The organism is Streptomyces sp. NPDC001617 (assembly GCF_053596855.1).
This window is the reverse complement of record NZ_JBSFHA010000001.1, coordinates 37,199-49,828: the sequence shown is the minus strand read 5'-3', so window position 1 is coordinate 49,828 and position 12,630 is coordinate 37,199. Positions and strand designations below refer to the sequence as shown.

The following is a 12,630-nucleotide window of genomic DNA, read 5'->3' as shown; positions in this document are numbered from 1 at the left end:
TTGACGACCCGTCATGTCCCTGTCGCAGGGGAGCCGACGGCGATGTCGGCAGGGGCCGTGGCCAGACGGAACCTGTCCGTGTCGGCGGTGCCGGGCGCCGTGCTCAGGATCACGATCTTGAGTTCGGAGTCGCCGTCGGTGAGGACGTCGCAGTCCACCTGCACGGGCCCCGCCGTGGGATGCTCGACCGTCTTGCGGTCCTCGCGGTGCGCGGCCACCGTGCCGCTCGCCCACAGCCGGGCGAACGTCTCGTTGCCGGCGACGAGTTCCTGGATCAGCTGTGCCAGACGTACGTCACGCGGGAAGCGGCCGGCGGCTCGGCGCAGGTCGGACACGATGGCGAGGTCCGAGCCCGCGCTGTCCCGGACCCGCACCGGCCACAGAGCGATGCGCACGGGAGCGGAGCCGACCGGGAACCTCTCGCGGGCGAAGTTGCGCGACGTGGGCGGCGAGAGCGACGGGTCACCGACGAGCGCCGCCCACTCGGGGTTCCACCAGAGCAGCTGCCAGTGCGCGGCGAACACGGCGACCGCGACGTCCGCCAGTCGGTTCAGCACCCGGTGAACGCCCGGCGGGACGCTGTCCGGGACCGGCCCGAGGTCCGGCGGGACGTGACCGGCCATGCAGTAGAGGTGTTCTCGCTCGGCGGAGGTCAGTTGCAGGGCCTGGGCGAGAGAGGCGACCACCTGGACGGAAGGAGTGGTCGCCCGCCCCTGTTCCAGGCGCACCACGTAGTCGACCGAGACACCCGCGCGGTCGGCGAGTTCCTCGCGCCGCAGCCCGGTCGCACGGCGTCCCGGGGTCATCGGCAGTCCCAGGGACGTCGGGGACAGCCTCTCCCGCCAGGCACGGATCGTCGCGCCGAGTCCGACGCCCTCCTTCGCCGCCATGCCCTCCATCCTGCCCCATCTGCGTGAGTCGAGGGTGGTACCGGTGTTCCTACCGTCGAAGTCTCCCTGGAGCCGAGACAGTCGACGGCCGACGATCGACGCATGACCACCACCTTCATCACCGGAGCCAACAAGGGACTCGGCCACGAGACGGCCCGCCGCCTGATCGCGCTCGGTCACACCGTGATCGTGGGGGCCCGCGATCCGCGGCGGGGCGCCGAGGCCGCCGCCGCACTGGGCGCCCGATTCGTCCCCATCGACGTCACGGACGACGCCTCCGTCGCCGCCGCGGCGGCCGACGTCGCCGCACACGAAGGCGCGATCGACGTGCTGATCAACAACGCCGGTGTGCACGGCCCGCACGGCGATCCGGGTGAACTGACCGGCGCGGACGCCCTGAGCGTCTTCGACGTCAACGTCTTCGGCGTGGTCCGCACGACCACCGCCTTCCTGCCGCTGCTGCGCCGGTCGTCCGATCCCGTCGTCATCAACGTCAGCAGCGGAATGGGCTCGCTCTCGATCACCCATGACCCTTCGCGGGTCGAATCCTCGGTGATCGCGCCGCTCTATACCGCCTCCAAGGCGGCCCTCACCATGCTGACCACTCAATACGCCAAGGCATTCAAGGACATTCGCGTGAATGCCGCCGACCCCGGCTACACGGCCACCGACCTCAATGGTCACAGCGGCCCCCAGACCGTCACGGAAGGCACCGACGCGATCGTCCGTCTCGCGACGGAAAAACCCGGCTCCGGATCGGGACGCTTCATCGACCGCGACGGCCCGATCGACCGGTCCTGAAATACAACGGCCCACTGCCGACGATCACGACGCAGGACCGATTGTCAGTGCCGGGTTCTACTCTCCCCCTATGACCTACAGCGTCTGGCACAGGGGCCTCGGCATCACACTCGACCTCGCCGAGGCCGATCTCGGCCACCCCGAACACCCGCGGCTGCTCGACGAGATCTACGGGAATTACCAGCCCGATCTTCTGTACTGCCTGGAAGCCCATGAGGACGAAGGGTTCATCTGCCCCGGGTTCATGACCATCCGCAAGGTCCACGGCCGCCCGCACGCCATGCATGTGGCAAAAGGGGAACGCCCCGAGACGAAAGCGGAAAGCGATCTCCACAAGGCACTCGGGGAATACACCGCCAAGGTCGCTTCGGGAGAGGGATTCCGCGTCGTACGACAGGAGCGGGGCGAGCAGGGCAAGGATCGAATCGACCTGACGGTCGAAGGCAGCGATCACCACCGGTTGGGATACGAAATCCAACTCGCCGCGATAGCGGGCGGTTCCGTCGACGAGCGCACCCGTGTCGCCCGCCGGGCGGGACTGACCCCGCTGTGGCTGGTGAACAACGAGAACGCGATCCCCATCGACCGCGCCCCCTGGGCCCGTCTGAACGTACAGAGCTGGCGGGATGTCACCGACCGTGCGGCCCTCCCGGTGCGCGGCGGGATCAAGGAGCTGCACATGTCCCGCTGCGACTGGAGCACTCCGGTGCCCTGTCCGCGCCGGGGCGCCGGCCGCTGCGGCGGCAGGCACGGATCGTGGGAGCCCGTACGGGGTCTCTATTACGACGAGGTCGTACGGCGCACCGCCACCGGCGAGCTCGTCTCTCTGTACATGCCCCATCCGGCCGGGCGTCGCGGCTGGCACATGTGGGTCACTCCCGCCGACAAGGAGGAGTTCCTCGAAGGCCGGCCCGAACCCGTGCCGGGCATGCCGGGGGAGTACCGGGCCGGCGGGCCGGAGCCGCTCGCCGTTCCCCGCGTGGATGCGGGCCGAGGAGTTGTGGAGGGGGAAGTCCGGACCGAGCTCACCAGGGCGCGCGACGACGAACGGCCCATCGACGCCTCGCTGTGGCACACAGAGCCCGGCTCGTCCGAGTTCTCCCGCCCCTTCACCGTGGGCCAGTTCGTCATACCCGGCGACCTGGTGGCCGCCCGCCGGACCTTCACCCGGGCCCTCGAGCACGCCGCGGACATCGCCTCGCACCTGCCCAGCGGCGCGGACATCGCGGCCGGGCGCGCGGAGATCACCGCCGAACAGCGCGAGCGGCTGGCCGACGCGCGGGCGCGGTGCCGTCGGCTCGCCGAGGAGATGCACACCCACCCCTGGTGGGAGACGGCCGCGGACCGGCACGCCGCCCGGGAGGCGCTGATGTTCGCGGCCACTCACGGCAGCGCGTCCTAGACTGTTGGTCCAGGCATTGGACGGATAGTCTAAGCGGCATGTCTGCCGGACGAACGCACGACGCCGAACGGGACGCGATCCTCGCCGCCCTCCGCCCTGTCGTCGACGGAATCGCGGCCACCTTCGGGCCGGTCTGTGAGGTGGTCCTGCACGACTACCGGCAGCCGGAGCAGTCGGTCGTCGCCGTCGCCGGTTCGGTGACCGGGCGGGCCGTGGGCGGGGCGATGAGCGAGATCGGCCTGCGGGTCCTCGCCCGCGGGGACCAGGCGGACGATGAGCTGAACTACGTCACCCGCACCCGGAACGGCAAGCTGCTCAAGTCCTCCACGATGGTGCTCCGGGACTCCACGGGCGCGGTCTTCGGCGCCCTGTGCGTCAACGTCGACGTCACCGCCGTGAACCAGGCCCACGCCCTGCTCGGCGCGCTGGCCGGTCTCGGTGACGGCCCGGCCGAGGCGCCCGTCACCACCTTCGGCAACGACATCGACTCCGTCGTGGACGCCCTGCTCGACGCCCACCGGATCGGCCCGGACCGGCCCTGGGGCGGTCTCGACCGCGCCCAGCGCCTCGACCTGTTCCGCAGCCTCGACGAGCACGGCGTCTTCGCCGTGCGTCGCGCCGTCGAGCAGGTCGCCGGCCGGCTCGGCATCTCCCGCGCCTCCGCCTACAGCTATCTCTCCCAGGCCCGCACGGCCGCCGCCCCGACTCCCGCTGGAGGACCCGCGTGACGACCACCACCCCACCGGTCACCCTGGACGCCGTCCGCGACGCCGCCGCCCGGCTCAAGGGCGTCGTCCACCGCACACCCGTGCTGCGCTCCCGTACCCTCGACGCCCTCGTCGGTGCCGAGGTCTTCCTCAAATGCGAGAACTTCCAGCGCATGGGCGCGTTCAAGTTCCGCGGCGCCTACAACGCCGTCTCCCGGCTCACCCCCGAGCAGCTGGCCCGGGGCGTCGCCGCCTACTCCTCCGGCAACCACGCCCAGGCCGTCGCCCTGGCCGCGCGCGAGCTGGGCAGCTCGGCCGTGATCGTGATGCCCGAGGACGCCCCGGGCTCCAAGCGCGCGGCCACGGAGGGTTACGGTGCCGAGGTCGTCACGTACGACCGCTACACCGAGGACCGGGTGGCTGTCGGAGAAGCCCTCGCCGCGGAGCGCGGCCTCGCTCTCATCCCGCCCTACGAGCATCCGCACGTGATGGCGGGACAGGGTACCGCCGCCCTCGAACTCCTGGAGCAGACGGGCGAGTTGGACGCACTGATCGTGCCCGTCGGTGGCGGTGGACTGATCGCCGGGTCCGCCACCGCGGCCAAGGGCCTGTACCCCGGCATCCAGGTGATCGGCGTCGAGCCGGAGGCCGGGGACGACACCAGGCGGTCCCTGGAGGCGGGTCGGCGTGTCAGTGTCCCGGTGCCGAGGACCATCGCCGACGGGCAGGCGGTGCAGTCGCCCGGCGAGCTGACGTTCTCCGTGAACCGGAGGCTCGTCGACGGGATCGCCCTCGTCTCCGACGAGGAGATCCGCGACGCGATGCGCTTCGCGTTCGAGCGACTGAAGATCGTCGTCGAGCCGAGCGGGGCCACCCCGCTGGCCGCCCTGCTCGCCGGGCGTGCCCGGTCCCCTGCCGCGCCGGATCGGGGTCATCGTCTCCGGCGGCAACGTGGACGCGGACCGGTTCGCCCGGCTGTGCGGCCGGGCGCAGGAGTCATGACCAGAACGCGTTGGCCACGTCCATGTCCTCGACGCACTCGTCGAGGTCGCTGATCTTGTCCCCGACGATCCGGAAGACGATGCCTCCGGTCGCGTCGATCTCCTTGTCGCCGCGCCGGGCGGTGAACCGGTGCAGGGAGACGACATGGCCGCGGCCGTCGACGAGGAGGGTGCGCAACTCGACCTTGAAGGTCCCGCCCGTCGCCTCGTAGAGCTTCCCGTAGTAGCCGAGGACCGCGTCGATGCCCTTGAAGTCGCCGGACAGCTGGTGGCTGCCGGGGACGTGGTGCGTGGCGTCGCTGGTCATCAACGAGCGCAGGGTGTCCATGTCGCCGCGTTGGAAGGCTTCGTAGCCCTTGCGGACGAGTTGTGCGTGCGGGTGTTCACCCACGATGATCGCCACCTTTCTGATGGTTCGGCGATGGCGGCCTTGCGCACCCATTCTGCGCCTGTTCGACCGAGTTGTCCGGTTGTCGATGTTTGGCCATGTCCCGAATGGCGGCCCCGACCGCACAGGCGGACGATGGTGTGGTGGGCAGGGGCTCGCATGGAAGGGAGCTGTCATGCTTGAGATCAAGGCTGTTGAGAAGCCCGACGAACGGCGCGACTTCCCGAGCGGACACCTCGAAGCCGTCCATATGACCGGGCTCGACTTCGCCGTGGGGACCTTCGAACCGGGGTGGAAGTGGTCGGAGTCCGTGGCGCCCATCGCCGGGACCAAGAGCTGCCAGGTCCATCACAACGGGTACTGCGTCCAGGGGCGCATGCGCCTGCGCATGGACGACGGCGCGGAGCAAGAGGTGGGACCGGGCGACGTGTTCGTGGTGTCGCCGGGCCACGACGCCTGGGTGGTCAGTGACGAGCCGTGCATCGTGTACGACTTCGCCGGCCAGATGGCGACGGACTACGCGAAGGCGAAGGGCGAGTAGCCGGAAGGTACCGCGTCACACCGGCAGCAGGCGCGTGACCAGCGCGCCCAGCTGCCGGGCGGTGCGGCACTCGTACATGTCCACCAGCCCCGCGTACGCGGGCGCGGCGGAGTCGCCCGTGCCCCACTGCGCCCGGGGCTCGGGGTTCAACCAGTAGACACGGCGGGCCCGTTCGGCGATCTGCCGGACCGCCGCGAGGTTCGGGTCGCTCATGTTCGTACGGGCGTCGCCGAGCACGAACAGCGTCGTCCGCGGGCCCACCGCGTCGTCGTACCGTTCCGCGAACTCGCCCAGCGCGACGCCGTAGTCGCTGCTGCCGTGCCAGCCCGTGAGCGTCGCCTCCGCGCGGATACGAGCGCCGAGCCCCTCCGGGTCGGCGGCGCCGTGCTCCAGCAGACCGGTCACCTCGTCGATCCGGTTGACGAAGGCGAACACCCGCACCTTGCTGAACTGGTCGTGCAGCGCCTGGACCAGCAGCATCGTGAAGTCCGAGAATCCGGACACCGACCCCGACACATCGCACAGCAGGACCAGTTCGGGCCGGGCCGGGCGCCGCCTGCGCAGCACCGGTTTCATCGGCACCCCGCCCGTCGACAGGGACCCGCGCAGGGTCCGCCGCAGATCGATGCTGCCCCGCGAGGCACGGCGCCGGCGCGCCGCGAGCCGGGTGGCGAGCTTGCGGGCGAGCGGCTGAACCGTCCTGCGCAGCTCGGCCAGTTGGAGCTTCCCGGCATACAGGAAGTCCACCCGGTCGGGCGTCGTGGCCACCGCACGCCGGGCGAGTTCGTCCCGGTCCCGCCGCTCGGCGATCCGCCGCCGCGCCTCCACGGCAACCAGCCCGCGGAAGGCCTCGATCCGCCGCCGGATCTCGTCGTCGAGCAGCCGGTCCGTGAACCCCGACGCCCCGTCCCGCGCCCGCACGCTGTCACGGACCCGGGCCAGCAGCGTCTGCGGACGCAGCCACTCCAAGGTCTGGTACGACGACCAGCCCTGGGATTCCGGCGAGTTGCCGTATCCGCCGAACCCGTCGACCGCCTCCGCCGCCAACTGCCCCATCAGAGCGGAATCGCCCGCCGCCAGCGCCGCCGCGAGCCGCTCCCGCAGCTCCTCCCGGCCCGTGCGCTCGCCCTCCGGCGCGCCGATGCCCCGCGGGAAGTACAGGTCGAAGACCGGGTCGAACACCTGCCGTTGGGCCGGGCCGTGCAGCAGCGTCGCCGCCAGCCCCTCCCGCAGCAGCTCACGGTCCGCGAGTCCCAGCGCCGCCACGGCCTCCGCCGCGTCCACGGTCTCGCCGGTGCCGATCCGCATGCCGTGCGCCCGCAGCGCTCCGACCAGCGAGGTGAGCCGTTCCGCGACGCCGGGCGCGGTCACACCGCGTCCAGGTCGAGCTTGGCCGCCGCCTTGAGGACATCGTCCTGGTGCTTGAGGAGGACGCCCAGGGTGTCTCGAACGACGGTCTCGTCCAGGGTGTCCGCGCCGAGTGCCAGCAGGGTGCGCGCCCAGTCGATGGTCTCGGCGACCGAGGGGACCTTGCGCAGGTCCATCGCGCGCAGCGCACCGACCACCCGGACCACGGAGGCGGTCAGCGCCTCGTCCAGCCCCGGCACCTTCAGCCGTACGATCCGACGCTCCAACTCCTCGTCCGGGAAGCCGATGTGGAGGAAGAGGCAGCGGCGGCGCAGTGCCTCGGACAGCTCGCGGCTCGCGTTGGAGGTGAGGACGACGAAGGGGCGCCGGGTCGCGGCGATCGTGCCGAGCTCGGGGACCGTCACCTGGAAGTCGCTGAGCACCTCCAGCAGGAGGCCCTCCACCTCGACGTCCGCCTTGTCGGTCTCGTCGATCAGCAGCACTTTGGGGTCGTCGCCGCGGATCGCGGTCAGCAGCGGGCGCGTCAGCAGGAACTCCTCGCTGAAGATGTCCGTACGCGTCTCGTCCCAGGTCTCGTCGCGGCCTGCGCTGATGCGCAGCAGCTGCTTGGCGTGGTTCCACTCGTACAGCGCCCGTGACTCGTCGACGCCCTCGTAGCACTGAAGTCGGACGAGTCGTGCCCCGGCCACCTCGGCGACGGCCTTGGCGAGCTCCGTCTTGCCGACCCCCGCGGGGCCCTCCACCAGCAGCGGCTTACCGAGGCGGTCGGCGAGGAAGACGGTCGTGGCGACCGCGGGCGAGGCGAGGTAGCCGGTGGTGGCGAGACGCGCGGAGACGTCGTCGACGGACGTGAACAACGGGGCCTCCAGGTGGGCGGCGGTGCCTGGTCTACTATCTAAGCGCTTGTTCAGCGCTTCTGTCACGCGGAATCCGCTGCTCCCGCCGGTAGACCGATCGGTTTCCTCGCCCCGGCCCGCAGAGGTGACCTCGCCGTATGGCCACGACGGACAAGGCGTCTCCAGGGATCGGCTGCTCGACGCGGCGGCCGAGCTCTTCTACCGCGACGGCGTCTCCATCGGCGTCGAGGCGCTGTGCAGGACGGCCGGTGTCTCGAAGCGGTCGATGTACCAGCTCTTCGAGAGCAAGGACGAGGTCCTCGCGGCGAGCCTGGAGCGGCGCGCCCCCGGATACGCGGCGCAGTGGATGCCCGGCCCCGAGGATGCCGGCACCCCGCGCGATCGCATCCTGTATGTCTTCCGGCAGGTCGAGAAGGTCTCGGCCCAGCCCGATTACCGGGGCTGCCCCTATCTGGCCGCGCTGGTCGAGCTGAAGAACCCCGAGCACCCCGCGAGCCGGGTGGCGGGCGCGGCCAAGCAGCACCTGCAGGACGGCTTCCGCGCGCAGGCGGAGCTCGGTGGCGCCCGTCACCCGCAGTTCCCCGCCCGCCGGCTGATGCTGATCTTCGACGGCGCGAGCGCCCGCGCCGGGGCCCGTGTCGAGACGCTGGACGGGCTGACCACGACGACCGTGACGGCGCTGCTGGACGCGGCCGGCGTGAAGTAGCCGTCGCCCCCTCCGACCGGCTGTCCCACGGCCGGGCCACCCGACGGGCAGGACCAGATGGTCCTCACGACGGCCGGCCCGGCTTCCATGAACCGACTGGTGGACGTGGCACGGACGTATCTGCAGGACAAGGGCCTGCTGAAGTGAATTGTCAGTGGTGGCTTGTACGTTGCGGGCATGGGGATCTATCTGGTGAGCGTAGGTGCGCAGGAGTGGTTCGGTGACGATGAGGGCGGGCGGAGGGCGGTCGCCTCGGCGCTCAACGAGGAGTTGGCACGGCGAGGTCTGGCACCGTACGAGTCCGCTCCCGGGAGGGGCGGCCCCCCGTGGTTCGAGGAGAAGATCAGCCCTCCCATGGTCGGGTTCGACGCGCTGTGCCGGGCGCACCTGACGCCGCGGGAGTGGGAGATGCTCGGCAACTGGTCGGTGCTGGTGCCGGTCTCGCTCGACGAGGAGGTGGAGGTGCCCATCGGCTCCGCGTACACGGACACGACGGTGATAGCCGGGGCACCGCAGGTGCTCGCCCTCGCCGAGCGGCTGGCGGCGGTCATCGGGCTGCCGGCCGAGGTGCCGGACGCTGCAGAGAACCTCGGCCTGACGTTCTGGTTCCTCGAAGGGGAGGCGGAGGAATTGGCCACCACTCGGCCCGGAGCATGGGCCGAGGACCTGGACACGGCCTTCTATGTGGCGCTGTACTTGCGCGCCGCCCAGTACTCACTGCGCCACGGCTGTCCCATGACGTACTGCTGAGGTTCCGCGAGACGCACCCGGACCACCACCTGCATCTGCAGGTGGCCCTGGACAGCCAGACCGTGGGCAACGAGAAGATCGTCGTGCCGGGGCGGCGACTCGCCCGCAGTCTGCGCCACGAGGGCGCCGGAGGACTGACCCCGGTCTTCGAACCGAGCGCTCGTTGAAGCCCGACACGAGACTGACCAGAAGCCCGCCAAGCAGCCGAGCCACTCAGGCGTCCGCCCGTGCGGCTCGCCGAGTCAGCACCACCCAGGAACCACGAGCCGTCCAGCGGCCGGGCACTTCCGAGGGATGGTCACTCGACCGCCCCTCCCACCAGCACCACCTCCAGGGTGCGCGGGCCGTGCACCCCCTCGACCCGGTCCAGCTCGATGTCGCTGGTCGCCGACGGACCGGAGATCCACGTCAACGGGCGGGCCGGGTCGAGGCGTTCCAGGGCCTGGGGCACGGAGGAGACGACCTGCTCCGGGACCCGTACGACGCAGATGTGGTGGTCGGGGACGAGGGTGATCCGGCGACGGCCCTGGTCGGGGCCGCCGTCCAGGACGATGGTGCCGGTCTCGGCGATGGCGACGGCGCAGGCGGTGACCACACTGTCGACGCGGTCCAGCTCGTGCGGGGTGGTCTCGGCCCGGTCCGCGACATGCTCGGCATTGGCCGTCGCCGACCACTGCGCATCCAGCCCCGGCGGCACGACCACCGTCTTCGAGCCCCGCTCGGCAAGCAACCGGCCGATCACACCGGCCAGTTCGTCCGCCGTGCACCGATGCACGATCGCCCGATAGTCCGCCAGGTTCTCCGCCAGCAGCTCCACCGTCCGCTCGACACTCCGTTCGCCGTGCTCGCGCAGATAGTCGCGCGGAACCGCCTGCTCGTACGGTGTGTCGTCCTGCCGTACGTCCGTCAGCGCGCGCTGCACCCGGCCCAGAATCCGTTCCCTGCTGCTCACTTGGCGCCCTCCTTGCCACCGTGCGTGCGCTGCCACCAGTCCCGGAAGGGTTCGGCAGGCACCGTCGGCAGGTCGCGGCTGTCGCTCCATGCCTTGCCCGGTCCGGGCAGTGTGCGAGGGTGGAGACGCCGGGTGCGCGAGGCCAGCCGCTGGCCGCCGCGCAGCGCACCCGGATGTGTGAACGCCCAGCGTGCCGCGCGCATCGCCGCCCGCTCGGCGGCGTGCCCCTTGGCGGGCTTCAGCACCACCTTGTTGCCCTCCCGCGTGACCTGCCCTCCCTCCACGACCCGTTCCCGCAGATGCACCAGCACCTCGGGGATGTCGATCGCGACCGGGCACACGTCGTAGCAGGCACCGCACAGCGAGGAGGCGTACGGCAGTGAGGCGTCGATCTCGCTCGCGATGCCCCTCAGTTGGGGGCTGAGGATGGCGCCGATCGGGCCGGGATAGACGGAGCCGTAGGCGTGACCGCCCGCCCGCTCGTACACCGGGCAGACGTTGAGACACGCCGAGCAGCGGATGCAGCGCAGGGCCTGGCGGCCGACCTCGTCGGCGAGGGTGTCGGTGCGGCCGTTGTCGAGGAGGACGAGGTGGAAGTTCTGTGGGCCGTCCTCGTCCGTCGTACCGGTCCACATGCTCGTGTACGGGTTCATGCGCTCGGCGGTCGAGGAGCGCGGGAGGGTCTGCAGGAACACCTCCAGGTCCTGCCAGGTCGGCAGGATCTTCTCGATGCCGACGACCGAGATGAGGGTCTCGGGGAGGGTGAGGCACATCCGCCCGTTGCCCTCGGACTCCACGACCACCAGCGTGCCGGTCTCGGCGATCATGAAGTTGGCGCCGGAGACGCCGACCTTGGCGCGCAGGAACTTCTCGCGCAGGTGGAGGCGGGCCGCTTCGGCGAGTTCGGCGGGCGTGTCGGTGAGGCCCTCGGGGGCAGGGCGGCCCCACTCGCTCATCTCCTCGCGGAAGATGTCGCGGATCTCGCCGCGGTTGCGGTGGATGGCGGGGACGAGGATGTGCGAGGGCCGGTCCTTGCCCAACTGCACGATCAGCTCGGCGAGATCGGTCTCGTAGGCGCGGATCCCCTCCGCCTCCAGCGCCTCGTTGAGCCCGATCTCCTGGGTGGCCATCGACTTGACCTTGACGACCTCCGACTCGCCGGTCTCCTTCACCAGGTCGGCCACGATCCGGTTGGCCTCGTCGGCGTCCGCGGCCCAGTGGACCGTGCCGCCCGCCGCCGTGACCGACTCCTCCAACTGCACGAGATACCGGTCGAGATGACGGAGCGTATGGTCCTTGATCCGCTTCCCGGCCTCGCGCAGGGCCGACCAGTCCGACACCTCGGCGACGGCCTTCGCCCGCTTGGCGCGGATGGTGTGGGTGGCGTGGCGCAGATTGCCGCGCAGGGTCTGGTTGCCCACGGCCTCGTGCGCGGCCTTCGGAAAGGCCGGCATCCCTACGAACGTCCCGCTCATACGGCCGGCACCTCCTCCGTGCTCGCCAGGATCTCCGCGATGTGCACCGGTCGCATGTCCGTGCTGAGCCGCGCCATCGTGCCCCCGATGTGCATCAGACAGGAGTTGTCGGCCGCGCACAGCACCTCCGCGCCCGTCGACTCCGCGTTGCGCACCTTGTCCGTGCCCATCGCCGCCGAGACGTCGGGGTTCTTGAGAGCGAAGGTGCCGCCGAACCCGCAGCACTCCTCCGCCCCCGGCAACTCCACCAGCTCCAGCCCCTTCACGGCCTGCAGCAGCCGCCGCGGACGGTCCCCGAGACCCAGTCCGCGCAGCCCGTGGCAGGTCGGGTGGTAGGTCACCTTGTGCGGGTAGTACGCCCCGACGTCCGTCACCCCCAGCACGTCCACCAGGAACTCCGTCAGCTCGTACGTCTTCGGCACGACCGGTGCCAGGGTCGCCGCCAGCGTGTCCCCACGCCCCTCGGCCCGCGCCCGCTCACCCATCCGCGGATACAGCTCCCGCACCATCGCCCCGCAGGACCCGGACGGCGTCACGATCGCCTCGTACTCCCCGAAGACATCGGAGAAATGCCGAGCGAGCGGCTCCGCCTCATGCCGGTACCCGGTGTTGTAGTGCGCCTGTCCGCAACAGGTCTGGGCCATCGGGAAGTCGACCTCGACGCCCAGCCTGCTCAGCAGTTTCACCACGGCGCGCCCGGTGTCCGGATAGAGCGTGTCGTTGACACAGGTCAGGAACAGGGCGACACGCATCGCGGCTCCTTGTGATCGATCATCGGATGAGTGCAGCGTA

General features: G+C 70.8%; 13 protein-coding genes and 2 pseudogenes. 8 read left to right on the top strand and 7 right to left on the bottom strand.

Annotation, left to right across the window (positions count from 1 at the left end; all coding sequences use genetic code 11):
- Positions 1-11 precede the first annotated feature (11 nt).
- Positions 12-899: a helix-turn-helix transcriptional regulator gene (locus tag ACWC09_RS00260; RefSeq protein WP_450846940.1), complete on the bottom strand. Its 888-nt coding sequence runs from the start codon at positions 897-899 to the stop codon at positions 12-14.
- Between the two features lie 93 nt (positions 900-992).
- Here ACWC09_RS00260 and ACWC09_RS00255 point away from each other — a divergent pair, with 93 nt between their 5' ends.
- From ACWC09_RS00255 to ACWC09_RS00240, 4 genes and pseudogenes are all read left to right on the top strand, one after another.
- The gene (locus ACWC09_RS00255; protein WP_450846938.1) at positions 993-1,691 is read left to right on the top strand and encodes an SDR family NAD(P)-dependent oxidoreductase; all 699 of its coding nucleotides are present in this window, start codon (positions 993-995) and stop codon (positions 1,689-1,691) included.
- 70 nt (positions 1,692-1,761) lie between these two features.
- Positions 1,762-3,093 carry a hypothetical protein gene (locus ACWC09_RS00250; protein WP_450846936.1) on the top strand — a complete coding sequence of 444 codons (1,332 nt, stop codon included), beginning with the start codon at positions 1,762-1,764 and terminating at the stop codon, positions 3,091-3,093.
- Between the two features lie 38 nt (positions 3,094-3,131).
- Positions 3,132-3,821, top strand: a complete 690-nt coding sequence (locus tag ACWC09_RS00245) for a helix-turn-helix transcriptional regulator (RefSeq protein ID WP_450846934.1) — start codon at positions 3,132-3,134, stop codon at positions 3,819-3,821.
- Positions 3,818-4,802: pseudogene (locus ACWC09_RS00240) on the top strand (threo-3-hydroxy-L-aspartate ammonia-lyase). The gene ACWC09_RS00245 and the pseudogene ACWC09_RS00240 overlap by 4 nt, the downstream one beginning before the upstream one ends.
- On the opposite strand, the gene ACWC09_RS00235 reads toward ACWC09_RS00240, so the two are convergent.
- Entirely contained in the window at positions 4,797-5,192 is a 396-nt protein-coding gene (locus tag ACWC09_RS00235; RefSeq protein ID WP_450847432.1) for a nuclear transport factor 2 family protein, read from the bottom strand. The pseudogene ACWC09_RS00240 and the gene ACWC09_RS00235 sit on opposite strands and share 6 nt — an antisense overlap.
- Before the next feature lie 172 nt (positions 5,193-5,364).
- On the opposite strand from ACWC09_RS00235, the gene ACWC09_RS00230 reads away from it, so the two are divergent.
- Complete coding sequence (locus ACWC09_RS00230) at positions 5,365-5,730, top strand: cupin domain-containing protein (RefSeq protein ID WP_450846932.1); 366 nt, start codon at positions 5,365-5,367, stop codon at positions 5,728-5,730.
- Positions 5,731-5,745: 15 nt separating this feature from the next.
- Here the strand turns inward: ACWC09_RS00230 and ACWC09_RS00225 are convergent, their stop codons facing one another.
- Both ACWC09_RS00225 and ACWC09_RS00220 read right to left on the bottom strand, forming a co-directional pair.
- Positions 5,746-7,101 (bottom strand): vWA domain-containing protein, encoded by a 1,356-nt coding sequence (locus ACWC09_RS00225; RefSeq protein ID WP_450846930.1) that lies wholly within the window; start codon positions 7,099-7,101, stop codon positions 5,746-5,748.
- Entirely contained in the window at positions 7,098-7,955 is an 858-nt protein-coding gene (locus ACWC09_RS00220) for an AAA family ATPase (RefSeq protein ID WP_450847430.1), read from the bottom strand. Before ACWC09_RS00220 ends, ACWC09_RS00225 begins: the two co-directional genes overlap by 4 nt.
- A 137-nt stretch (positions 7,956-8,092) precedes the next feature.
- On the opposite strand from ACWC09_RS00220, the pseudogene ACWC09_RS00215 reads away from it, so the two are divergent.
- The 3 genes and pseudogenes from ACWC09_RS00215 to ACWC09_RS00205 all read left to right on the top strand — a co-directional run bounded on the left by ACWC09_RS00215 (position 8,093) and on the right by ACWC09_RS00205 (position 9,578).
- A pseudogene (locus ACWC09_RS00215) lies at positions 8,093-8,661 on the top strand (TetR/AcrR family transcriptional regulator).
- Positions 8,662-8,838: 177 nt separating this feature from the next.
- On the top strand, positions 8,839-9,411 hold the full coding sequence (locus ACWC09_RS00210; protein ID WP_450846929.1) for a hypothetical protein: 573 nt from the start codon (positions 8,839-8,841) through the stop codon (positions 9,409-9,411).
- 41 nt (positions 9,412-9,452) lie between these two features.
- Complete coding sequence (locus ACWC09_RS00205) at positions 9,453-9,578, top strand: hypothetical protein (protein WP_450846927.1); 126 nt, start codon at positions 9,453-9,455, stop codon at positions 9,576-9,578.
- A gap of 131 nt (positions 9,579-9,709) precedes the next feature.
- Here ACWC09_RS00205 and ACWC09_RS00200 read toward each other — a convergent pair whose 3' ends face one another.
- Genes ACWC09_RS00200 through ACWC09_RS00190 form a run of 3 tightly spaced genes read right to left on the bottom strand, consistent with a single transcriptional unit; the run spans position 9,710 to position 12,590 of the window.
- Positions 9,710-10,363 (bottom strand): LutC/YkgG family protein, encoded by a 654-nt coding sequence (locus ACWC09_RS00200; RefSeq protein ID WP_450846925.1) that lies wholly within the window; start codon positions 10,361-10,363, stop codon positions 9,710-9,712.
- Positions 10,360-11,838, bottom strand: coding sequence for a LutB/LldF family L-lactate oxidation iron-sulfur protein (locus ACWC09_RS00195; RefSeq protein ID WP_450846923.1), 1,479 nt, complete (start codon positions 11,836-11,838; stop codon positions 10,360-10,362). The genes ACWC09_RS00200 and ACWC09_RS00195 overlap by 4 nt, the downstream gene beginning before the upstream one ends.
- The gene (locus ACWC09_RS00190) at positions 11,835-12,590 is read right to left on the bottom strand and encodes a (Fe-S)-binding protein (RefSeq protein WP_450846921.1); all 756 of its coding nucleotides are present in this window, start codon (positions 12,588-12,590) and stop codon (positions 11,835-11,837) included. Before ACWC09_RS00190 ends, ACWC09_RS00195 begins: the two co-directional genes overlap by 4 nt.
- Between the last annotated feature and the right edge of the window lie 40 nt (positions 12,591-12,630).

Excerpts from the sequence above, each read along its gene's own strand:
- ACWC09_RS00245 (WP_450846934.1), top strand. The coding sequence starts at position 3,132 with ATGTCTGCCGGACGAACGCACGACGCCGAACGGGACGCGATCCTCGCC.
- ACWC09_RS00260 (WP_450846940.1), bottom strand. The coding sequence starts at position 899 with ATGGAGGGCATGGCGGCGAAGGAGGGCGTCGGACTCGGCGCGACGATC.
- ACWC09_RS00230 (WP_450846932.1), top strand. The coding sequence starts at position 5,365 with ATGCTTGAGATCAAGGCTGTTGAGAAGCCCGACGAACGGCGCGACTTC.
- ACWC09_RS00250 (WP_450846936.1), top strand. The coding sequence starts at position 1,762 with ATGACCTACAGCGTCTGGCACAGGGGCCTCGGCATCACACTCGACCTC.
- ACWC09_RS00210 (WP_450846929.1), top strand. The coding sequence starts at position 8,839 with ATGGGGATCTATCTGGTGAGCGTAGGTGCGCAGGAGTGGTTCGGTGAC.
- ACWC09_RS00255 (WP_450846938.1), top strand. The coding sequence starts at position 993 with ATGACCACCACCTTCATCACCGGAGCCAACAAGGGACTCGGCCACGAG.
- ACWC09_RS00190 (WP_450846921.1), bottom strand. The coding sequence starts at position 12,590 with ATGCGTGTCGCCCTGTTCCTGACCTGTGTCAACGACACGCTCTATCCG.
- ACWC09_RS00195 (WP_450846923.1), bottom strand. The coding sequence starts at position 11,838 with ATGAGCGGGACGTTCGTAGGGATGCCGGCCTTTCCGAAGGCCGCGCAC.